Source organism: Halopseudomonas bauzanensis (genome assembly GCF_900114735.1).
GTDB classification, from domain to species: Bacteria; Pseudomonadota; Gammaproteobacteria; order Pseudomonadales; family Pseudomonadaceae; genus Halopseudomonas; species Halopseudomonas bauzanensis.
Genome location: NZ_FOUA01000001.1, coordinates 1,256,795 through 1,277,017 on the forward strand (window position 1 = coordinate 1,256,795; position 20,223 = coordinate 1,277,017).

Annotated in this window: 21 protein-coding genes and 1 pseudogene; 12 read left to right on the top strand and 10 right to left on the bottom strand. The window is 53.3% G+C overall.

What is annotated here, in order from left to right:
• Positions 1 to 52: 52 nt before the first annotated feature.
• A complete protein-coding gene (locus tag BM267_RS05765; RefSeq protein WP_177217178.1) occupies positions 53 to 526 on the bottom strand; it encodes a cytochrome c in 474 nt (157 codons plus the stop codon).
• 149 nt (positions 527 to 675) lie between these two features.
• Positions 676 to 1,002: a DUF2790 domain-containing protein gene (locus tag BM267_RS05770; protein WP_036990110.1), complete on the bottom strand. Its 327-nt coding sequence runs from the start codon at positions 1,000 to 1,002 to the stop codon at positions 676 to 678.
• Positions 1,003 to 1,228: 226 nt separating this feature from the next.
• Between BM267_RS05770 and BM267_RS05775 the strand changes: the two genes are divergently transcribed.
• The 10 genes and pseudogenes from BM267_RS05775 (at position 1,229) to BM267_RS05820 (ending at position 14,671) form a co-directional block, all read left to right on the top strand.
• Positions 1,229 to 1,450, top strand: a complete 222-nt coding sequence (locus BM267_RS05775; RefSeq protein ID WP_074777395.1) for a hypothetical protein — start codon at positions 1,229 to 1,231, stop codon at positions 1,448 to 1,450.
• A 458-nt stretch (positions 1,451 to 1,908) separates the two neighbouring features.
• Complete coding sequence (locus BM267_RS05780; RefSeq protein WP_036988912.1) at positions 1,909 to 2,583, top strand: heavy metal response regulator transcription factor; 675 nt, start codon at positions 1,909 to 1,911, stop codon at positions 2,581 to 2,583.
• The gene (locus BM267_RS05785) at positions 2,580 to 3,977 is read left to right on the top strand and encodes a heavy metal sensor histidine kinase (protein WP_074777393.1); all 1,398 of its coding nucleotides are present in this window, start codon (positions 2,580 to 2,582) and stop codon (positions 3,975 to 3,977) included. Before BM267_RS05780 ends, BM267_RS05785 begins: the two co-directional genes overlap by 4 nt.
• 204 nt (positions 3,978 to 4,181) lie before the next feature.
• Positions 4,182 to 5,429, top strand: a complete 1,248-nt coding sequence (locus tag BM267_RS05790) for a TolC family protein (protein WP_074777391.1) — start codon at positions 4,182 to 4,184, stop codon at positions 5,427 to 5,429.
• The gene (locus tag BM267_RS05795) at positions 5,429 to 6,631 is read left to right on the top strand and encodes an efflux RND transporter periplasmic adaptor subunit (RefSeq protein WP_036988910.1); all 1,203 of its coding nucleotides are present in this window, start codon (positions 5,429 to 5,431) and stop codon (positions 6,629 to 6,631) included. The genes BM267_RS05790 and BM267_RS05795 overlap by 1 nt, the downstream gene beginning before the upstream one ends.
• A gap of 14 nt (positions 6,632 to 6,645) precedes the next feature.
• A complete protein-coding gene (locus tag BM267_RS05800; RefSeq protein ID WP_036988909.1) occupies positions 6,646 to 9,849 on the top strand; it encodes an efflux RND transporter permease subunit in 3,204 nt (1,067 codons plus the stop codon).
• 53 nt (positions 9,850 to 9,902) lie between these two features.
• Complete coding sequence (locus BM267_RS05805; RefSeq protein ID WP_036988907.1) at positions 9,903 to 12,344, top strand: heavy metal translocating P-type ATPase; 2,442 nt, start codon at positions 9,903 to 9,905, stop codon at positions 12,342 to 12,344.
• Positions 12,345 to 12,491: 147 nt separating this feature from the next.
• Positions 12,492 to 12,941 (top strand): annotated as a pseudogene (locus tag BM267_RS05810) (efflux RND transporter permease subunit); the annotation flags it as partial.
• A 91-nt stretch (positions 12,942 to 13,032) separates the two neighbouring features.
• The gene (locus BM267_RS05815; RefSeq protein ID WP_074777389.1) at positions 13,033 to 13,935 is read left to right on the top strand and encodes a cation diffusion facilitator family transporter; all 903 of its coding nucleotides are present in this window, start codon (positions 13,033 to 13,035) and stop codon (positions 13,933 to 13,935) included.
• A gap of 388 nt (positions 13,936 to 14,323) precedes the next feature.
• Positions 14,324 to 14,671, top strand: a complete 348-nt coding sequence (locus BM267_RS05820) for a DUF3147 family protein (RefSeq protein WP_036990107.1) — start codon at positions 14,324 to 14,326, stop codon at positions 14,669 to 14,671.
• Positions 14,672 to 14,850: 179 nt separating this feature from the next.
• On the opposite strand, the gene BM267_RS05825 is transcribed toward BM267_RS05820, so the two are convergent.
• Entirely contained in the window at positions 14,851 to 15,186 is a 336-nt protein-coding gene (locus tag BM267_RS05825) for a DUF2790 domain-containing protein (protein WP_074777387.1), read from the bottom strand.
• A 214-nt stretch (positions 15,187 to 15,400) separates the two neighbouring features.
• On the opposite strand from BM267_RS05825, the gene BM267_RS05830 reads away from it, so the two are divergent.
• Together BM267_RS05830 and BM267_RS05835 are read left to right on the top strand one after the other, a co-directional pair.
• Complete coding sequence (locus tag BM267_RS05830; RefSeq protein WP_074777385.1) at positions 15,401 to 15,622, top strand: hypothetical protein; 222 nt, start codon at positions 15,401 to 15,403, stop codon at positions 15,620 to 15,622.
• Between the two features lie 464 nt (positions 15,623 to 16,086).
• On the top strand, positions 16,087 to 16,521 hold the full coding sequence (locus BM267_RS05835) for a hypothetical protein (RefSeq protein WP_456236212.1): 435 nt from the start codon (positions 16,087 to 16,089) through the stop codon (positions 16,519 to 16,521).
• Here the strand turns inward: BM267_RS05835 and BM267_RS16885 are convergent.
• Genes BM267_RS16885 through merT form a run of 7 tightly spaced genes read right to left on the bottom strand, consistent with a single transcriptional unit; the run spans position 16,440 to position 20,208 of the window.
• Positions 16,440 to 16,760, bottom strand: coding sequence for a DUF3330 domain-containing protein (locus BM267_RS16885; protein WP_010981356.1), 321 nt, complete (start codon positions 16,758 to 16,760; stop codon positions 16,440 to 16,442). The two genes, BM267_RS05835 and BM267_RS16885, sit on opposite strands and share 82 nt — an antisense overlap.
• 15 nt (positions 16,761 to 16,775) lie before the next feature.
• On the bottom strand, positions 16,776 to 17,012 hold the full coding sequence (gene merE, locus BM267_RS05845; protein WP_005413392.1) for a broad-spectrum mercury transporter MerE: 237 nt from the start codon (positions 17,010 to 17,012) through the stop codon (positions 16,776 to 16,778).
• Positions 17,009 to 17,374, bottom strand: a complete 366-nt coding sequence (gene merD, locus BM267_RS05850) for a mercury resistance co-regulator MerD (RefSeq protein ID WP_005798827.1) — start codon at positions 17,372 to 17,374, stop codon at positions 17,009 to 17,011. Before merD ends, merE begins: the two co-directional genes overlap by 4 nt.
• Before the next feature lie 17 nt (positions 17,375 to 17,391).
• Entirely contained in the window at positions 17,392 to 19,077 is a 1,686-nt protein-coding gene (gene merA, locus BM267_RS05855) for a mercury(II) reductase (RefSeq protein WP_005798829.1), read from the bottom strand.
• A gap of 38 nt (positions 19,078 to 19,115) precedes the next feature.
• Positions 19,116 to 19,541, bottom strand: a complete 426-nt coding sequence (gene merC / locus BM267_RS16670; protein ID WP_000522996.1) for an organomercurial transporter MerC — start codon at positions 19,539 to 19,541, stop codon at positions 19,116 to 19,118.
• Between the two features lie 27 nt (positions 19,542 to 19,568).
• Entirely contained in the window at positions 19,569 to 19,844 is a 276-nt protein-coding gene (gene merP / locus BM267_RS16675) for a mercury resistance system periplasmic binding protein MerP (protein ID WP_004178136.1), read from the bottom strand.
• 13 nt (positions 19,845 to 19,857) lie between these two features.
• Entirely contained in the window at positions 19,858 to 20,208 is a 351-nt protein-coding gene (gene merT, locus BM267_RS05865) for a mercuric ion transporter MerT (RefSeq protein WP_005798838.1), read from the bottom strand.
• Positions 20,209 to 20,223: the final 15 nt, after the last annotated feature.

The following is a 20,223-nucleotide window of genomic DNA, read 5'->3' on the forward strand; positions in this document are numbered from 1 at the left end:
GGCCGTCATTGATGGCGGCCGCGATTTCAACCGCCTCGTTGTGACGAATCAGTTATTCCTGGTGAAAAGCAGGGAAACGCTTGGCGGCGTGGTCGGTATGGCATGCAACACACGCGTTTAACATCTGCGAAAATATCTCGCGTTGCTCGGCTTTGTTCCCCACACGTGCCGCTTCGGCCAGCGTCGCGCTCATTTTATGAAGTGCTTCATCCTTTCTTAAAAACTCGTCTGACGCAGTGCTGATCAACGCTTGCTGCTGCTCTTCTGTCAGCTCTTGCGCAAGAATAAAGCTGTCGTGAATTTGCTGGGCCTCCCGAGCGACAACCTCATCTTCTCCCCTCACCATGGCGTCGGTAATGGTTTGCGTAGAACCTAGAATGGCTATCATTTCCTGTATCAAAAGTACGCGCACATCTATAGGGAGTTCAGAGCCTATATCTTCCTGTGCGCTAACAGTTGTGCTCAGAGAGCTTACGCAAAAAAAAATGAAGAACATTGATTTCTTCAGGCGTGATCGATTTATCATTATGTTAGGTCTCTTTGACATGGAACGGAGGATCAGATATTACTGCAATCACACCTTAGTCCCTGCTATCAGGCTCATCAAGCAGTCCTTTGTAGTGTCAGACCGCTTATTACTTAAATTAATCAGCACCCAAACAAAGAACCAAGCCCTCAATTATTGCCTGGACATAACGTACCAGAGGTACGATACTCCAGAATGCGCAACTCGCCACTAGAATCTTTATATGCCATCTGCGCTGGCATCACACCACAACCTATATTTCTCGAGGTGAGGTGTAGCACCTTCTCTACGTCAAGCTTCATTCCGTATTGGTAATGCTCTGTTACCGGTGGATTTTTACCAATTGACAAGGCATATTCGCGCCATTTCATCTCATTTTTTCTTATCATTTCACCATAAACAGGATCAATAATCCCCTCCGCCATCACTAGAGAAGAAAAAAACATAATAGAAATAGCGGCAATCTTATTTTTCATTCCTATGACCCCGTCACGTTTAAATTTAGTGGGATAAATGATGCCATACGAACCTGTCATTAGAATGAAAGACACATTACAAAATTGCAATCTTCCATATGCTTTGAATGTGCCAGCATCAATAAGTCGCAATTATTACATAATTGTAATTTAGCCGTCATCTTGCGTTCAGGTTTCTCAATTTATGATTAGTATGCCCGCCTGACCTATAGCCTAAGGTATATCTATGAAAACTATCGTCACTATTTTTACTCTCATTTTCGCTCTCAACTTCGCCGCTACGGTACATGCAGAGGATGGAAGCATGCGCTATAGGGAGATGGTGGAGAAACTGCGTGAACAAAATAAAGAGCGAAGAGAAGCAGAACAAGAACAAGAACAAGAGAATGAAAAACAGGTAAATCAGACTAAAAAACAAGAACCAGTCTCAAAAAATGATAAAAAGTGACAAATACGCGCTGTACCACCCCGAGGATCTCAGCCCAGCCAGTGTTTTGTATTCACTAGCTGGGCGATTTTACGCTCAAACCCAGCCCCGTAACACGCCGATGCCTGGCTTGATCGCCTTTACGCTGATGGAAAAGCACATCATTACCCTCTTGGACAAATAAGCATTCCCATCAACTAATTCCCTGTCGGCGCCGAGATCCCGCACCGCTCCGCCACCTCTCGTGCGAGCACTGATGCTGCTGCCCGCCCAAAAATGACAAAATCGTAATTTAACGTTAACTTTACCGTCAGCCCTCGCGTGCATAATGGGTAATTACTGCGAAGCTCAGTGTGCCTACCCATAGCCGAGATGTAGCGAAGAATAAATGCGAGAAGCTATAGAAAACATGGAAATCAAAAGAAAACTCAAACTGTTAGATTGCGCGGCATGACTGAAACCATAACCAAGGTATACTGATGAGAGTCCTGATTATTGAAGACGAGGTTAAAACAGCGGAATATCTCTACCAAGGGCTAAGCGAAAGTGGCTACACCGTTGAAGTGGCCTTGAATGGTATTGACGGCCTTCACATATTTAAAAACCATGATTTCAACCTGGTTATTTTGGATGTCAATTTGCCCGGTGCAGATGGATGGTCTGTATTAAAAGAAATACGCCGAACAAGCGACGCCCGTGTGATGATGTTAACTGCTAGCGGAAGGCTTACAAGCAAAGTAAAAGGTCTCGACTTAGGTGCCGATGACTACCTTGTAAAGCCTTTCGAATTTCCAGAGCTACTTGCAAGAATTAGATCCCTCTTAAGAAGAAGTGAAAAAATAATTGAGAACGATGCTTTAATTGTTGCTGATCTGACGCTTGACCACATCGGCCATCGCGCATATCGAGCCGGTTCACGTATCGACCTGACTGGAAAGGAATTTTCTCTACTGCAACTGCTGATGCGTAACCCAGGCGTTGTTATGACCCGCACTCAAATAACATCCTTGGTCTGGGACATAAATTTTGATTGTGATACGAATGTGGTGGATGTATTCATTCGCAGGCTTCGTGCAAAAATTGATGAACCCTTCGATAAGAAGCTTATTCATACTTTACGTGGGGTTGGATATGTTCTTGAGGACAGAGGATGAGTAAGCCGCTCAGCCTGTCACTACGTATAGGGCTCTCCGTCAGTATAATGGGATCGGCATTAGTCGTTCTTATTTTCAGCCAGTCTTGGTTTACTTTACGCACTCAATTAGAAGTAATTGCCGAGTCCAAGCTGGCACAAAAACTTGGACAAATAGAGCACAGTGTATTAGAAGCTGGCCCAGCGTCGATCGATGAAATCGATCCACACATGGTGGATGACCTGATTTCTGGGCATACAGATATGAGTTTAATGGTCTGTAATGCTGAGCTGTCCGGTAGCCCGATATTTACTGTTGGTTTAATACCCGCAGCGATAGAAAACACTATATCATGCAACAAGAACTCAGATTTTTACCAAAAACACTTCGATAAATCCGGAGTAAACTCTTTAGTTGCACATACCAGCATACGAATTCCTGTAAGCGGAGAAGCAATACGGTTGATTCTAATCAGCGATCGTGCAGAAGATCTTTATTTGCTCGCTGCGTACCGAAAATCAACTTTAATAGCTATACCAATTTTCCTAATCATTATCGGGATGGGTGCATGGTGGATCGCGAAGCGCGGACTGGCTCCTCTAAACACATTTAGAAGCTTAACATCTGCTGTTACTACAAGTGAGCTAAAAGGAAGGATTGAATGCCAGGACCTCCCGTTCGAGCTTAACGAGCTTGCCGATAGCGTGAACCTCATGCTGGAGCGGCTCGAAGATGGAGTGAAGCAGCTAGCGGACTTTTCCGATAACTTAGCCCATGAGTTGCGTTCACCCATAACAAACCTCATGGGAAAAGCGCAAGTGGCACTATCGAAAAACAGAACCTCCGATCAGTATAAAGAAACACTAGAGTCTTGTGTTGAAGAGCTTGAACGTGTGTCTCGTATTGTCTCAGACATGCTTTATCTTGCACAAACAACTCAAGCAGATAGCGCTGCCTCTGAAAGCCTATCACTAAACAAAGAAGCCAACCACATTGTTAACCTATTCAACGCTATCGCGGAAGAAAAGAGAGTGAGACTGTCAGTGGTGGGAGACGATTTTATTCTGGGTGATAAGCTCATGATACAGAGAGCCATCTCCAACCTATTATCGAACGCTATAAGACACGCTCCCGTAGATAGTTCTGTACCTATAGAAATAATAAGCCAGAGCAACCAAGCATTTCTATCTATAAGCAACAGTGGCCCAGGCATACCCACTCAACACTTACACAAAATATTCGAACGTTTTTATCGTGTTGATAGCGGTCGCTCCCGTGCTGAAGGCGGAATAGGTCTTGGCTTGGCCATGGTTCGTACAATTATGGAGTTCCACCACGGGACTGTAACAGTTGAATCAGATATTCAGGGCCCTACAAAGTTTACATTAACGTTTCGGAAAATAAATCATGACTGACGCATCTGCCCAAGCTGCAATCTTTATGGATTGTTTTTGTACACTTATCCCGAGAAAGCGTCCGCCGAAATCATTATTATTATTTTGAATTAGAAAATTAAAACCTCTGTTTATTAGCTGAAGATATACTTGCATCCATATTTTATTTAATACTCGTTGGCTACACCACGAGCATCCTTCAACTACTAGCCTCGAGAGGCTCATATGTCTTTGATATTTAGCCGCCCCTTATTCTTGGTTGGCTTTACCGCAGCTGCGGCGTTTACATTGGCTCCTTCCGCTCTCGCAGAGCCAGCCCCTACTTATGAGGCCCTGCTTGAAAAACTTGACCAGAACCCTCTGTCAATTGAAAGCATGGCGGCTCATGAGGCTGCCGAGGGGCGGGCGCTTCAGGCACACGCTCGGCCAAATCCAACCATATCTCTGGAGGCCGAGAACGCCTATGGAAGCGGGCCTTTTAACGGGTACGATGCCGCCGACACTACCTTCTCGATCAGCCAACCATTGGAGCTATGGGGACAGCGGGGTGCTCGCATAGATGCGGCACAAGCCCAAGTTGAGGTGACAGGTATACGCCGAGACCAAATGCGCTGGGTTCTTTCCGCAAACCTAGCCCAGGCCTACGCAGAAGCTGAAGCTGCTTCGTTGCGTTACGACTTGGCTGCACAAGCTTTATCGTTGACCCAAGCAGATGCTGAGGCGGTATTAGCACTGATCGATAAAGGCAGAGAAGCCGCGCTACGAGGCGTTCAAGCCGAGAGCGAAGTGGAGGCTGCCCGCGCAAATGTGGACGTGGCACGCGCCAACCGTGAAGCGGCCTTCGGGCGCCTTTCGGCACTGTCAATGCTGGCCGAGCCGATCACCTCTATTGGCGACGACCTTTTAAATCGCGTTCCTCAGTCTATCACTTCGGAGCCCCGGGAGCTCCCCGCCGTAAAGGTTGCGAAAGCGGAGCTTGATGCAGCAGAACGTCAAGTCAATGTGGAGCGGCTTCGAGCCCGTCCGGACGTAACAGCCGCATTTGGTGTACGACGTTTTGAGGAGTATCGCGCTGAGGCACTCGCATTCGGAGTCAGTGTCACGCTCCCTTTGTTTGATAGAAATACTGGCGCTATTAGCGCAGCACGTGCCGAACAAAGGGCTGCGGAAGCAAGATTAACCAGCCAAGAATGGGCCGCCCAAGCCGAGCGCAGGGCGGCTCAATCTAGTCTGGATGCTTCCATCAGCCGAACCGCCGCTGCAGATGCTGGCGAAGTCGCAGCGGAAGAAGCATATCGACTGGCTCGCATTGGGTTCGATGCTGGACGTATATCACAACTGGAACTGAGAAGCTCCCGGGCGGCGCTTATCGCAGCAGGCAATAACGCCGTAGATGCGCGACTAGCGCGCGCGCTTGCAGAAATAGCTTTGGCACGACTGGTTGGTCGTGCCCCCTTTGTGGAAACATTCTAATGAAGAGTAATAAATTCTTTTTTATGCCCGCCCTCCTTGTTGCAGTGATAATCGGCTTTGGTCTTGCCCAAGTTTATCCTGGCGTTGATAAACCCTCAGCGTCACTCGCTCATGCAGGCATCGACGATGATGAGCACGGACATGACGATGAAGATGGCCATAGTGATAATGAGGATCACGTTGACGAACCCCTTGAAGGTGTTATCACCCTGACGGCAGGACAGATCAAGGCATCCGGTATCAATATCGTCGCGGTTGGCCGCGGTAGCGGTAATGAGATCCGTGTCGCCGGACGGATAGAATCCACCATGGGCGCCCGCACCGAGATCACCACCATGGTAGGCGGACGAATCGACAGCGTACTGATTGCTCCCGGTGAGAAGGTGCACGCAGGGCAGCCGATCGCTTTCGTAATTAGTGGCGAAGCGGCCCTTATGCGAGCAAACGCTGACGCCGCGTCCGCCGAAGCCGATGCGGCTCGCCTTGAATATCAGCGTGACCAGAATCTGGTCGAACAGGGTGTCGTTGCCCGACGAGAACTGGAAGCGTCTCGCGCTCGCTCGTTAGCCGCCGATGCGGCTTACAGGGCCGCGCGAGCCCAGACCAAGGCAATCGGCTCCCCCGATACCGAAGGACGAATTGCAATCAGCAGCCCGATAGCAGGCGTTGTGGGTGCAATCGAGGTAATGCCTGGTGGATTCGTCGCTTCAGGCGCAAGTATTGCTGATGTTTCCGATCCCAAGAAAACAGAAATTGTCTTTACTGCGCCACCGGCACTGTCTGCTCAAATCGAGCCAGGGAATAGTATTGAGGTGTCGGGGCCAACCGGCAACTTTGAAGCAGTGGCGATTGGCGTAGCGGCTAATTTCCGGCAGCAAGGTAGCGCCACACTCATTCGCGCACGCCCGGTTTCGGGCACTTTACCGCCCGCTGGTTCCCCCGTGTCAGGCATTATCGTGACCAATAGCTCCGAGGCTGGCCTGAGAGTTCCCGCTGACGCAGTACAAACAGTGGATGGTCGCTCAGTTGTCTTCGTCGCCATTGACGGTGGATTCAAAGCTATACCGGTGCTTGCCGGCCGTCGGACTGGCGGTAACATCGAGATTCTCAGTGGGCTGTCCGGTTCCGAGCGCATCGCCGGAGCCAACGCCTTTCTTCTTAAAGCAGAACTCGCCAAGGGCGAGGCTGAACACAGCCACTGAGGAAAACTCATCCAATGTTTAAGCTCATTATCGAAGCCTCAGTACGCTTCCGTTGGTTCATAGTGCTCGCCGCCACAGCGATGTGCGCTTATGGACTATTTGAATTAAAGCAATTGCCAATCGATGCTGTACCAGATATCACCAACCGACAGGTACAGATCAACACGGTGGCGCCAGCACTTGTACCTGACCAGATCGAACGTCAGGTAACTTACCCTCTGGAAACATCGTTAGCCGGAATCCCCGGTTTGACCAATACGCGTTCGATTTCGCGCAACGGCTTTTCGCAAATCACAGCCGTGTTCACTGACCAGACAGATATTTATTTTGCTCGTCAGCAAGTGGCGGAACGGATGCGCGAAGTGGAGGAAGACCTCCCTGAAGGTGCAGTACCGATGATGTCTCCGGTCACCACAGGGCTTGGTGAGGTTTTGATGTGGACGGTTGATTACGTTGCTTACGACGACGCTGGCCTCGGTGAACCTGGTCAGCCCGGATGGCAATCCGGTGAGGTTTATCTTACACCTGAAGGAGAATGGTTAACCACGCCCCAACAACGTGCGACTTATCTACGTACGGTTCAAGACTGGATCATCGCGCCACAAATGCGCTCCACACCCGGCTTAGCGGGCATCGACACGACCGGCGGTTATGTAAAAGAATATGCAGTGCGGCCCGATCCCGCACGTCTTGCTGCTTACGGATTGGGGCTGGGGGATCTGGTTCAAGCGCTGGAACGTACGAACGTTCAAGCCGGAGCGGGTTTCATAGAGCGTAGCGGGGAAGGCCTGGTCGTACGCGCCGATGCGCTTGCCGAGACAGTAGAGGATTTGGCGCAAGCCCCGGTGGCCAACCGTGCAGGCTTGGTCGTACGCGTTGCTGACGTGGCGACAGTTGAGATTGGACAGGCACCACGCTTGGGTGCCGCCACGCGCGACGGCCACGAAGCCGTGCTTGGCACCGCGTTAATGACCGCCGGAGGTAATAGCCGCACGGCTGCCCAAGCGGCGGCTACGCGCTTAGCTCAGGTCAGCAAGTCTCTGCCGCCAAGCATTGTCGTCGAGCCGGTGCTCGACCGCAGCGTTTTAGTCAACGCAACGATCGGTACCGTAGCCAGTAATCTAACAGAAGGTGCGTTGCTAGTGATCGTAGTGCTGTTCCTGTTGCTTGGGAATTTCCGAGCAGCAGCGATTACTGCTCTGGTGATCCCTCTTTCCTTTCTGTTTGCAGTTATCGGCATGAACCGGTTCGGTATCAGTGGTAACTTGATGAGCCTTGGTGCCCTTGACTTCGGCATTCTGGTCGATGGTGCAGTCATCGTAATCGAAGCGACCTTGTTGATGCTCAGTCAGCGACGCAAGGAATTGGGCCGCTCATTGACTGCTGGTGAGCGCTTAGGCGTAGCCGTGCAAGCCGCTCGTCGGATGGTAAAGCCTGCTGCATTTGGTCAGGTCATCATCCTACTGGTGTTCGCGCCGATCTTGACTCTGGAAGGCGTTGAAGGAAAAACCTTTCAACCCATGGCCGCCACCTTTATGTTGGCGCTTGCCGGTGCATTTATTCTTTCTTTCACATTAGTACCTGCTATGGCTGCCCTCTTCGTCCGCGAGCCCAAAATCGCTCTCGAAGCAACGGAAGGCGAGCATGAAACTCGCTTGATTCGCTACGCACGGCGCTTCATCGAGCCTGCAATATATGCAGCTGTCTCTCGACCCGTGCTTGTGCTTGGGTCGGCACTGCTGGCCTTAGCCGTCGGGGCAGGAGCATTCCAGTCTCTCGGGCGGGAATTTACACCGACTTTAGACGAAGGGGATATCGCCATGCAGGCTCTGCGGGTTCCATCCACTTCCTTGGACCAATCATTAACCATGCAGATGGCGCTCGAGCGAGCGATAATTGCCCAGCCTGAAGTGCGCACTATCTTTTCCCGCACCGGCACTGCGGAGGCGGCAGTAGACCCCATGCCACCCAATATCTCCGACGCTGTAATAATGCTCAAACCGAGAAGTGATTGGCCCGATCCATCACTGAACAAGGAGGATCTTATTACGCGCCTTGATAACATCGCTGGTGAACAAATCGGCAATGCCTTCGAGTTCAGCCAACCAATCGAGCTACGGTTCAACGAACTTATTTCAGGTGTGCGTACAGATCTAGCCGTGATGGTCTTTGGCGATAATTTTGACGTTTTGCAGGATGTAGCAGATCAGGTAGCGGGCCGTTTGCGTCAAGTAGATGGAGCAGCGGACGTACGCGTCGAACAGGTCTCAGGATTACCGAGTCTCACCGTGCAGATTGATCGATCAGCAGCAGCGGCTTATGGCCTTGCTGCCGCTGATATCAGCGAAGCAGTGGCCGTCGGAATTGGCGGTATGGCCGCAGGGCGCATTTTTGAAGGTGATAGACGCTTCGATGTGGTGGTTCGTCTCGATGAAGATTCCCGCAACGATCCGGTCAGTTTAGCCGCTTTGCCTATAACAACACCGGCAGGGGGCACCATCCCCCTATCTTCAGTCGCTCGTATCCAGATAAGCGAAGGTCTGAACCAGATTAGCCGTGAAAATGGCAGTCGCCGAATGGTGGTGCAAGCTAACGTTCGTGGTCGAGATCTAGGTGGTTTTGTAGCTGAAGCACAAACATCGGTAGCCAACGTCAATCTTCCACCTGGTATCTATCTCGATTGGGGCGGTCAGTTTGAGAATTTGCAGCGTGCCGAACAGCGGCTTATGGTGGTAGTCCCGTTTGTCTTCCTACTCATTGGCATTCTGCTATTTATGGCGTTGGGCAGTGCCAAGGAAGCGGCCATGGTGTTCGTCTGTGTTCCCTTGGCTTTAGTTGGGGGAGCGCTGGCATTGTTGGTCCGTGGAATGCCTTTTTCAGTATCCGCAGCGGTCGGTTTCATCGCGGTCTCTGGGGTCGCAACCCTTAACGGCTTGGTGCTAATGCAAGCCATCCGCGAACAACGGAATGCAGGTCAGTCGCCCCTCAAAGCGGCTGCAGCTGGTGCCGCCAGCCGCCTACGTGCCGTCCTGACTACTGCGCTGGTCGCGATTGTCGGCTTTATTCCGATGGCGATCGCTACCGGTGCTGGCGCAGAGGTGCAAAAGCCTCTTGCTACGGTTGTAATTGGTGGACTTATAACTGCCACGGCGCTCACTTTACTGGTGCTTCCTACTTTCGCCGCATTAGCGTTAAAGCCGAAGCACAGTAAGGTGTGAAGGCCAAGTTAAGCCAAACCATGCAAGCACCACAGCAAAAGGGTGGGAGATTTATGACGACAACAGTACGTATCGATTTATCTATCGTTCTGCCTGAAATACCGGATGCAGCAGATGCTTGCGTGGAGCGTCTTACGGATGGGTTGCGTGTCCAGAGAGGTGTCGAGGGTGTTCATATTCATGCGGACGGGGGAAATTCCTCGCACCAGTTATGCATCCATTACGACCCCGACACCCTGTCACTCGAGCGCATTGACGAGCTCGTCAATGCGGCTGGCGCAAGTCTTACATTGCAGTTTGGTCATCTTGTCTGGAGGGTCAAAGGTCTCGGCCATCCACGTCGGGCGCGTACAGTAACTGCCCAACTTCTGACACTGCCTGGTGTACTCGAAGCCGAAGCCAGCGATGCTGGTATGGTACGAGTAGAGTTCGATCGTACACAGACCAGCGAATCTGATATCCGTGAAACATTAACGAGGCTCCGTGTGCGCCGGGTACCCGAAGCGGATGAGCCAGCCCATCAACATGATAATGGTAACCATCAACATGGGGGAATCCTTGGTAAAAATACTGAACTGATCTTTGCTCTGATCTCTGGCAGTTTCCTGGCAGTCGGCTTCGCTATGGAGAAGCTACTGCCGTCTCCCAGTTGGCTGCCTTTGGCCTGCTATTTTGGTGGGTACTTTTTTGGTGGTTTCTACACCGTCCGAGAAGCAGTTCAGAACTTGAAACTTAAGCGCTTCGAAATTGATACGCTGATGTTGGTTGCGGCAGCTGGCGCTGCAGCATTGGGCGCTTGGGCCGAAGGCGCGTTACTCCTATTCCTATTTAGTCTTGGCCACTCCCTGGAGCACTACGCTATGGGGCGTGCCAAACGCGCAATTGAATCTTTAGCCCAACTTGCGCCAGAAACTGCTCGGGTTCGTCGAGAAGGCGAAATTCGGGAAATTAACGTGGAAGCGCTGACTCCTGGTGATGTAGTGCTTGTCCAACCAAATGAACGCTTGCCCGCTGACGGTTTCGTGATTGCTGGCGAAACAAGCATCAACCAAGCGCCCGTGACTGGTGAAAGCGTGCCTGTTGACAAGTACCCTGTTACCGACCCAGCACGAGCACAGGCCCGGCCTGATCTTCTTGACTCAGTGCATCGCGTATTTTCGGGCACCATCAACGGAACAGGTGCAATTGAGGTCCTCGTAACCAAGCGTGCGTCAGAGAGCGCTTTAGCTCGCGTAGTCAAGATGGTCAGCGAAGCCGAAACACGAAAATCACCAACGCAGCGGTTTACCGAACGGTTCGAACGTATCTTCGTACCAGCAGTATTGGCCACAGTTGTGCTGCTGCTATTCGCTTGGGTGGTGTTGGATGAGCCGTTCCGGGACAGCTTTTACCGAGCTATGGCGGTGTTAGTAGCAGCCAGCCCTTGTGCGCTCGCGATTGCGACGCCGAGTGCAATATTATCCGGCATCGCGCGAGCCGCGCGCAGTGGTGTTTTGTTCAAAGGGGGGGCCCCTTTAGAAATGCTCGGTTCGCTCGATGCGTTGGCTTTCGATAAGACTGGGACATTGACAGAAGGACGGCCTCGTATCACCGACATCGTCGCAGCACCCGGCGTTGAAGAAAACGAACTCATGGCGATAGCAGTCGCTGTTGAAGCTCTGAGCGATCATCCTTTAGCACGCGCTATCGCGCGCGATGGTGCGGATCACCTCGGTGAAATAGCGCCCCCCGTTGCAACCGGACTTCGCAGCCTTACCGGTTCAGGTGTGATCGCTCAAGTGGATGGCGAGACGGTAGAAATAGGCAAAGCAGAAATGTTCGGCAACGACGGTCGCCCGCCATTGGTAGCGCCGGTTGCGGCAACTGTCGAGCGGCTTCGCACCCAAGGACAAACCACCATGGTGGTTCGCCATGCAGGGCGGGATCTCGGTGTTATCGGCCTCATGGATACCCCGCGCGCATCAGCACGGCCTGCGCTTGAACGACTGCGCAGCATCGGCATCACTCGCATGATCATGATTTCAGGAGATAACCAACGTGTAGCCGATGCGGTAGCCAAGCAAGTTGGTTTGGACGAGGCATGGGGTGACCTCATGCCAGAAGACAAGGTCGCCGCAATCAACAAGCTGCGTGAAACCACCGAAGTCGCGATGGTTGGCGACGGGGTGAATGATGCCCCGGCAATGGCTCATGCTAGTGTTGGTATCGCTATGGGCGCAGCAGGCTCAGATGTGGCGTTGGAAACAGCCGACGTTGCATTGATGGCTGACAATCTTGCGCATTTGCCATTTGCTGTCGAACTCAGCCGACATACCCGCAAAGTTATTCGCCAAAATCTCTTCATCAGCCTTGGCGTCGTAACATTATTGGTCCCGGCAACTATCCTTGGACTGGGAATCGGTCCCGCAGTTATCGCGCACGAAGGATCGACGTTGGTAGTAGTGATCAATGCTCTTCGGCTGCTTGCCTATCGTGATAGATCAAATCAAGAATAGTCGATTCGTGCAGAGGTACTAAGAATATCCTGAGCCAACAGCTAGAAGTACCATCTCTGATGCCAACGCAATTGCCAAAGCTTAAAGCCGGCGTAGGCAAAACGGTAAATATACCGCAGCGTTATGGCAGTGTAGAGCAAGAAAAAGAGCACATTGAAAGGCGCCTTGATTATCTTCACCGGCGTACCGCTTGCGCTCACTGGCGGCGTGTTGTCCCTGTGGCTACGGGGCATGCCGCTGTCGATCTCGGCAGGTGTTGGCTTTATTGCGCTCTCCGGCGTGGCGGTTCTCAACGGTCTGGTGATGGTGGCCTTCATTCGCGATCTGTGGCGAGAACAGGGCGATCTGGTCACGGCGGTTGTGGAGGGTGCCTTGGTGCGTCTGCGTCCGGTCTTGATGACAGCGTTGGTGGCAAGTCTTGGTTTTGTACCAATGGCACTCAACACAGGCACCGGTGCCGAGGTCCAGCGACCGCTCGCTACAGTCGTGATTGGCGGGATCATTTCGTCGACACTGCTGACACTGTTCGTTTTGCCTATCCTGTACTCCATGTTTCACCGAAACGATCAAAACCACCGAGTTGAGGTTACGACATAACGTCGAAGTCGCCACGGCAAAAAAACAGGGCGCACCCACAAATGCGAAGCAGCCGATACAGATTGAAATTTCATTAGTGATAGGAGGCAACGTGGCACATCAACACCTACATAATGAACAGGCCGGTGATAAACGCATCTGGTGGGCAATAGCCGTCAATCTTGTCTTGACCGTTGCGCAAATAGCGGGGGGCATAGTTTCAGGGAGCCTCTCGCTGGTTGCCGATGCAATCCACAATCTGAGCGATGCCATCTCGATGGCCATCGCTTACGTTGCCAGGAGAATAGCTCGGCGCCCAGCCAACGAAGCGTGGACATTCGGATATGTTCGGGCAGAGATGATTGCAGCGCTTATAAACTACACCACCTTGATTGTGATCGGCTTGTATCTGGTTTACGAGGCAATCTTTCGCTTTTTCGAACCGCAGCCTGTTCAGGGGTGGACGGTGGTGATTATCGCAGCTGTTGCTTTAGTGGTTGACACGATAACGGCCATGCTGACCTATTCGCTGTCAAAGTCCAGCATGAACATTCGGGCGGCTTTTTTACACAACGTGTCAGATGCGTTGGGGTCCGTTGCGGTCATCATTGCAGGGACGGTGATAATTCTGTATGACTGGGTATTTGTAGATCCCCTGATAACGCTGATGATAGCTGGGTATATATTATGGCAAGCGTTCCCGGAAATCGGTGGTGCCATACGCATACTCATGTCTGCCACCCCAAGGAATATAGATCCTCAAGAAATAATATCAAAATCATCAGCTATTACAGGCGTTATTGGCATTCACCATCTGCACATATGGCCCATAGATGAGCACCGGGTATCGCTTGAGGCCCATGTCGTGATTGAAGACCATCTAATGAACCAAAGTGAAGAGATCAAAAATGATCTGAAAAACATGCTAGATAAAGAGTTTCTCATTAACCATAGCACCTTGGAAGTGGAATCCCGCTCAAATGAGTGTGGTGATGGAAAAATATATGGGCATTGAAAGAAATGGCGAATGGAAAAGCCCACTCCAGTTTCCGCATATTTCACAACATCAGCTATCAGCCATTAAAAAATGTAGCAGCCATCACTGCTATTCTAGTAGAGTCACACAGGTATGTTTATTCTTCTAACTGGAGCCCCTATGCATAACTCAATGCTTGCTGAATATCGTGATATCGAACGTCGAATCGAAGAAGAGCAGACAAGACTCAAAAGTCTGCTTGAAGACGAAATTTTAAAAAAAAGAACTAGAATTTGAAGAGAAATTTCAGCAACTAATGCAGGATTACGGTCTTGACCTCCGGGTTGCTTTGAGAATCATCAACCCTGATGCTAGAACCAAAAACGCAGCGGAAGTCCGTAGACCTGCTCAAAGGGTACGTCGTAAGCTGAAGGTATACACTAAATACTTGATCACTGCGCTCATGGTGATTCTGGTGTCTGAAGCGGCAAAGTACAGTGATCGTATCGGTGGTCTAATCGCAGCGCTTCCAATGGTTACTGTGCTGACCTTGATTTGGCTGCATGTTGAGCAGCAGCCAGACCAGAAAATTGCCAATCATGCATGGTACACCTTCTGGTATGTAATCCCGACGCTGCCAGCGATGCTTGTTTTTCCCGCTCTCATGTCACGATTCGGCTTCTGGCTGGCCCTCATGGGTTATGTATTAGCAACGTGCGTATGCTTCATCGTGTTTACGTTTGTGGCACGACGCTTTGGATTAGAGCTGCTTTGATAGATCAATAGGTAGTCTGGTGAGCGGCGGCCGTAATAGCTGAGTACAACACCTTGCCGGGGGCAGAGGCACTCAGCTATTGCGGCCGCCAAGCTATAAGCATGAAAATGCGCTGTCAATACATGGTCGTCACGGCAACTGCGTGTCCAAACCAGGTCGCATAAATAAAAAAATGTAAATCACCCTCCCTGCCCTGGGCACTTCGTGCCAGAGGCTCGATACTCAAGTATATTTAGATTCCCGTTGGAATCTTTGTACGTCATCTGGGCAGGCATTACACCGCAGCCAATGCGTGTTGATGTAATATGTATGACACGCTCAATATCTACATCCATCCCATAGCGGTAATGCACGGTTTCAGGCGGATTTTTATCAATCGATAGTGCGTACTCTCTCCATCTCTTTTCGTTTTCCTGAATCATAGATCCATAAACTTTATCAGCACTACCCTCTGCCATGGCAAATGAGGAAATCAGCATAATAGAAACCATTGCAACTCTTGTTTGAATACTCATTTTTTCCTGCCTTTAGAATTACCCAAAGCACATGATGGCACACCGTTTCTGTCACCAAAGTGAAACGGACATTACATTGAGGTAATACAAGGTAGGATCGTTGATCTATTTCAGCATGACATCTTTGTAATCGCAGCGTCACCAGCCGGACAGGTGACGCCATGTACCATACTAACGAGTCTCCAAAAATCCATTTCAGATGAGAGGTATAGCCATGAGGACCCTAGCAACGATTTTCATGTTTTTATTTGCGCTGAACGTTACTGCGGTAGTCCATGCAGAAGATGGGAGCATGCGTTACCGGCAGATGGTAGAGAACCTGCGTGAACAAAACAAAGAGCGCAGAGAAGCCCGTGAGCAAATGACACAAGAGGATAAGCAAAAAAACAGCAAGAACGATAATGGAGGCACTCTGGCCACGCCAGATAATCGCTAAAAGAGCTTATACGCTCAAGTATGCTTGAGAAGCAGAGCATTGTAATCGCACCTAGCGACGCTGGAGGAATTTACCTGAACAACACCGCATGGGAACTGAATTGTAATTCCGATTAATTCTCGGGCCAAAAACCCAACCATTATTTTTATAGCCGCATCATCGCCCTGCATTTGGAGCGATGATGCGGTAACGGCGATAGACAGGCCTCCTGCGAGAGCTGGGTCTACTAGGTACGATGTATCGCTATCCACCCGGCGAATCCGTACTGCTGCTTTGGCAGCCACACTTGATGATCGATTTTCTGTGATCATCTTCTTTACGTTGCACACTCTTTTGTCACATTACGACTCTGACCCATTTGTCATTTTCAGAAGACGACTGCACCAATCAACGAGACATGAAGCCTGCTGTGCATACGGCTCCTGACAGCCCGATATCAGGACTCCTCTGCACGAAACTCGTCTATGCTCAATACTCGTGTGCACCAAAGCGAGGCGAGCATGGCGACCGATACCGTACCGATTGCCGAGCGCGGCGTAGCCACCCTGTCAGAACAGGCATGGGAGCGTGCTCGCTGCCGCGCGGAGATCATTGGGCCGTTGGCGCAGTCGGAGACGGTCGGGCATGAAGCGGCCGACGCAGCAGCCCAGGCGCTGGGTCTGTCCCGGCGGCAGGTCTACGTCCTGATCCGCCGTGCCCGGCAAGGTTCGGGGCTGGTCACTGATTTGGCTCTTGGACAGTCGAGCGGTGGCAAAGGTAAAGGCCGCTTGCCGGAGTCGGTCGAACGAATCATCCGCGAGCTACTGCAAAGTTTGTCTCAATTTGACGGCGGCGAACCGCAAGCGTTCGGTTCGCCGCTCGTTTCGGTCGCAGTGCTGGCCCGCGCCTGGAAACGTTGATAACACTCCAGCCCGCAGAAGTGCTCGACGTACTCCGCGCCTTCCGGTGTGAAGGCGGCATCGAGCGGAATTTCCTTGCAGCACACGCAGCAACTGGTGGCGGTCGGATCATTTGCATTCATGGTGGCACCCCTCCATTGACTGACGAAGACGGCGAATGCCGCCGCCGGCATCGGCTTTGCGAACAGAAAGCCTTGCCCGCGCTCGAACGCTTGGGCCCTCCGCCGTAGTCCATCCATCCGGCCGGGAAGCGCTCATGATCTTTCCCTGAATGCCCGCAACGCCCGCGCCAGTGACAGAAGAAACAGGCCGGTCAAACCGAGCGCCGTGATGACCCAATACTCGACAAGGAATGCACCGGCGGTTGTGCCGGCCAGCACGGCAGCGAGGATGGACAGGTGGCAGGGGCAAGTCAGCACGGCCAGCGTGCCCCACAGGTAGCCGGTGAACGGTTTGTGCGTCTCGGCCGGCATGCGCTCGGGGCTGTTCATGGCAAACTCTCCGCATGCTGTGCCGGCGCGGTCGGCATGGCGGCCAACTGCACTTCCAGATTGGCCAACGCTTCGCGCCGGCGTTCGACGAACTGACGCAGCACAGCAAGCTGCGCGGCAGTTTCATCGCAGTTCGCCGCATCCAGCGCCCGGCACAGCCGCGCCAATGCGCCGAGGCCGATGCCCGCCTCGAAGGCGGCCCGCACGAAGCACAGTCGCTGCAAGGCGGCGTCATCGAACAGGCCGTAGCCACCCGTGGTGCAGGCGACTGGCCGCAGCAATCCACGCAGCAGGTAATCGCGCACGATATGCACACTCACCCCGGCATCAAAGGCCAACCGGGACACCGTGTAGGCGTTCATCGAACACCTCCTTTTCCTCATCCGGCACAACACGAAAGCTGCTTCACGTCCTTGCTGAAGGTCTGCGCCGCGAGCTTCAACCCCTCGACCATCGTCAGGTAGGGGAACAACTGGTCGGCCAGTTCCTGCACCGTCATGCGGTTGCGAATGGCGAGAACAGCCGTCTGGATCAATTCGCCGGCTTCCGGGGCGACGACCTGCACGCCGATGAGCCGTCCGCTACCTTCCTCGATGACCAGCTTGATAAAGCCGCGTGTGTCGAAGTTGGCAAGCGCACGCGGCACGTTGTCGAGCGTGAGCGTGCGACTGTCGGTTTCGATCCCGTCGTGATGCGCTTCCGCTTCGCTGTAGCCCACGGTTGCTACTTGCGGATCGGTGAACACCACGGCCGGCATCGCGGTTAGATTGATGGCAGCATCCCCTCCGGTCATGTTGATCGCGGCACGGGTGCCGGCCGCTGCCGCCACATAGACGAATTGTGGCTGGTCCGTGCAGTCGCCGGCCGCGTAAATGTGTGGCGTGCTGGTGCGCATGCCCTTGTCGATGACGATGGCACCCTGCGCATTGACGGTGACTCCCGCCGCGTCGAGTGCCAGGCTGCGCGTGTTCGGTGTCCGTCCGGTAGCGACCAGCAGCTTGTCGGCACGTACTTCACCGTGTCCCGTGGTCAGCACGAATTCGCCGTTCACATGCGCGACCTGGCTGGCTTGCGTGTGTTCCAGTACCTTGATCCCTTCGGCACGGAAGGCCGCTGTGACGGCCTCGCCGATGGACGGGTCGTCGCGGAAGAACAGCGTGTTGCGAGCTAGGATCGTGACCTGGCTGCCCAGCCGGGCGAAGGCTTGCGCCAGTTCCAGCGCGACCACCGACGAGCCGATCACGGCTAGGCGTTCGGGAAGGGTGTCGCTGACCAGGGCCTCGGTCGAAGTCCAGTAGGGTGACTCTTTCAGGCCCGGAATCGGCGGCACGGCCGGGCTGGCACCCGTGGCGACTAAGCAGCGGTCGAAAGCTACCACGCGCTCGCCACCATCGTTTAAACGGACGACCAGGCTCTGCTCATCCTTGAAACGCGCCTCACCATGTACAACGGTGATGGCCGGGTTGCCGTCCAGAATGCCTTCGTACTTGGCATGGCGCAGTTCTTCGACGCGCGCCTGCTGCTGGGCCAGTAGTTTGCTGCGGTCAATCGCAGGCACAGTCGCCGCGATACCGCCGTCGAACGGACTTTCCCGACGTAAATGGGCGATGTGGGCGGCGCGAATCATGATCTTGGACGGCACGCAGCCGACGTTGACGCAGGTGCCGCCGATGGTGCCGCGCTCGATCAGCGAGACGTGCGCGCCTTGCTCGACGGCCTTCAGTGCTGCCGCCATTGCCGCGCCACCGCTACCAATGACGACGACCTGCAACGGGCGTTCGTTGCCACTGGGCTTATCAGCGGCCCCTATCCAGCCGCGCATCTTGTCGAGCAGGCCGGCGCGGTTGTCCGTCGGTGGCGCATCGGCAAGCGTTGCCTCGTAGCCCAGTCCGGCCACGGCGGTAGTCAGCGCATCCGATGACGTGCCCGCCTCAATGGCGAGTTGCGCTGTGCCCTTCGGATAGGACACCAGCGCCGATTGCACGCCGGGCACTTTCTCCAAGGCTTCCTTGACGTGAGCCGCGCACGAGTCGCAGGTCATCCCGGTGATTTTCAGGGTGGTCATGTATTTTTCCTTTTCTGTGGTGGCTACGGCTGTTGCCGTCAGCCACGTTGTTCTGGCAATTCACAGCTGTCCGGCCCGCAGCGGCGATGTGCTGGCGAGATGAAATCCCAGACCGACACCCCAACCATCAAGGCCAGGCCGACATAGAGCAGTCCACCGCTCTGCCAGCCGTAAGCCCGCATTAAAAACACCGCTGCCAGCACCAAGATCGGGCCTATCGTGCCGAGCGCCGTGCGTCGCCACTGTCGATGATTGAGCCAAGCGATAGCATTGGCGAGTAACGCGATGCCGGCGAACATCGGCAGCAGGATGCCAATGAATAGCCCCTCATACTGGCTCAAGAAGCCCAGTCCGATGGCCGCGCCAAAGCTGGCGATGGCAGGAAAACAGGCGGCGCAGCCCATCGCGGAAACGACGCTGCCGAGCGCGCCGGTTTTGCCAGCGATGCGCGTGATGAGTCCCATGTGTCGCTCCCGAGTTCGGTTAACGGATCAGCGTTTGAGGCTGGACGGATAGCCCGCGTCCTCGGTCGCCTTGGTCAACTTCTGGACGTTGGTCTTGGCATCGTCGAAGGTGACGACGGCCTGGCGCTTGTCGAAACTTACGTCGGTCTTGCTCACGCCCTCAACCTTGGAAAGCGCGTGCTTGACAGTGATCGGGCAAGAGGCGCAGGTCATGCCAGGCACGGACAGCGTGACGGTCTGAGTGGCGGCGAACACGGGGGCAACGAAAGCGGCGAGAGCGAGGGAGGCAAACAGCTTTTTCATGATGAACTCCTGATTAGTAGAAAAATGGCATGACGTAGGGAAAACCAAGCGCGACCAAGACCAACACGGCGACGAACCAGAAAATGAGCTTGTAGGTGGTGCGCACTTGCGGAATCGCGCACACCTCGCCCGGCTTGCAGGCTGCGGTCGGTCGGACGATGCGCCGCCAGGCAAAGAACAGTGCAACCAGCGCCGCGCCGATGAAGATCGGCCGATACGGCTCCAATACCGTCAGGTTGCCGATCCAAGCGCCGCTGAACCCCAAGGTGACCAGAACCAGCGGCCCCAGGCAGCAGGCCGAGGCGAGGATGGCAGCCAGCCCGCCGGCGAAGAGCGCCCCGCGCCCGTTTTGTGGTTCAGACATGCGCGTGTCCTTTCG

Coding starts and splice junctions, on each gene's coding strand:
- BM267_RS05765 (WP_177217178.1), bottom strand. CDS start 526: ATGATAAATCGATCACGCCTGAAGAAATCAATGTTCTTCATTTTTTTT.
- BM267_RS05770 (WP_036990110.1), bottom strand. CDS start 1,002: ATGAAAAATAAGATTGCCGCTATTTCTATTATGTTTTTTTCTTCTCTA.
- BM267_RS05775 (WP_074777395.1), top strand. CDS start 1,229: ATGAAAACTATCGTCACTATTTTTACTCTCATTTTCGCTCTCAACTTC.
- BM267_RS05780 (WP_036988912.1), top strand. CDS start 1,909: ATGAGAGTCCTGATTATTGAAGACGAGGTTAAAACAGCGGAATATCTC.
- BM267_RS05785 (WP_074777393.1), top strand. CDS start 2,580: ATGAGTAAGCCGCTCAGCCTGTCACTACGTATAGGGCTCTCCGTCAGT.
- BM267_RS05790 (WP_074777391.1), top strand. CDS start 4,182: ATGTCTTTGATATTTAGCCGCCCCTTATTCTTGGTTGGCTTTACCGCA.
- BM267_RS05795 (WP_036988910.1), top strand. CDS start 5,429: ATGAAGAGTAATAAATTCTTTTTTATGCCCGCCCTCCTTGTTGCAGTG.
- BM267_RS05800 (WP_036988909.1), top strand. CDS start 6,646: ATGTTTAAGCTCATTATCGAAGCCTCAGTACGCTTCCGTTGGTTCATA.
- BM267_RS05805 (WP_036988907.1), top strand. CDS start 9,903: ATGACGACAACAGTACGTATCGATTTATCTATCGTTCTGCCTGAAATA.
- BM267_RS05825 (WP_074777387.1), bottom strand. CDS start 15,186: ATGAGTATTCAAACAAGAGTTGCAATGGTTTCTATTATGCTGATTTCC.
- BM267_RS05830 (WP_074777385.1), top strand. CDS start 15,401: ATGAGGACCCTAGCAACGATTTTCATGTTTTTATTTGCGCTGAACGTT.
- BM267_RS05835 (WP_456236212.1), top strand. CDS start 16,087: ATGCTCAATACTCGTGTGCACCAAAGCGAGGCGAGCATGGCGACCGAT.
- BM267_RS16885 (WP_010981356.1), bottom strand. CDS start 16,760: ATGGATGGACTACGGCGGAGGGCCCAAGCGTTCGAGCGCGGGCAAGGC.
- merE (WP_005413392.1), bottom strand. CDS start 17,012: ATGAACAGCCCCGAGCGCATGCCGGCCGAGACGCACAAACCGTTCACC.
- merD (WP_005798827.1), bottom strand. CDS start 17,374: ATGAACGCCTACACGGTGTCCCGGTTGGCCTTTGATGCCGGGGTGAGT.
- merA (WP_005798829.1), bottom strand. CDS start 19,077: ATGACCACCCTGAAAATCACCGGGATGACCTGCGACTCGTGCGCGGCT.
- merC (WP_000522996.1), bottom strand. CDS start 19,541: ATGGGACTCATCACGCGCATCGCTGGCAAAACCGGCGCGCTCGGCAGC.
- merP (WP_004178136.1), bottom strand. CDS start 19,844: ATGAAAAAGCTGTTTGCCTCCCTCGCTCTCGCCGCTTTCGTTGCCCCC.
- merT (WP_005798838.1), bottom strand. CDS start 20,208: ATGTCTGAACCACAAAACGGGCGCGGGGCGCTCTTCGCCGGCGGGCTG.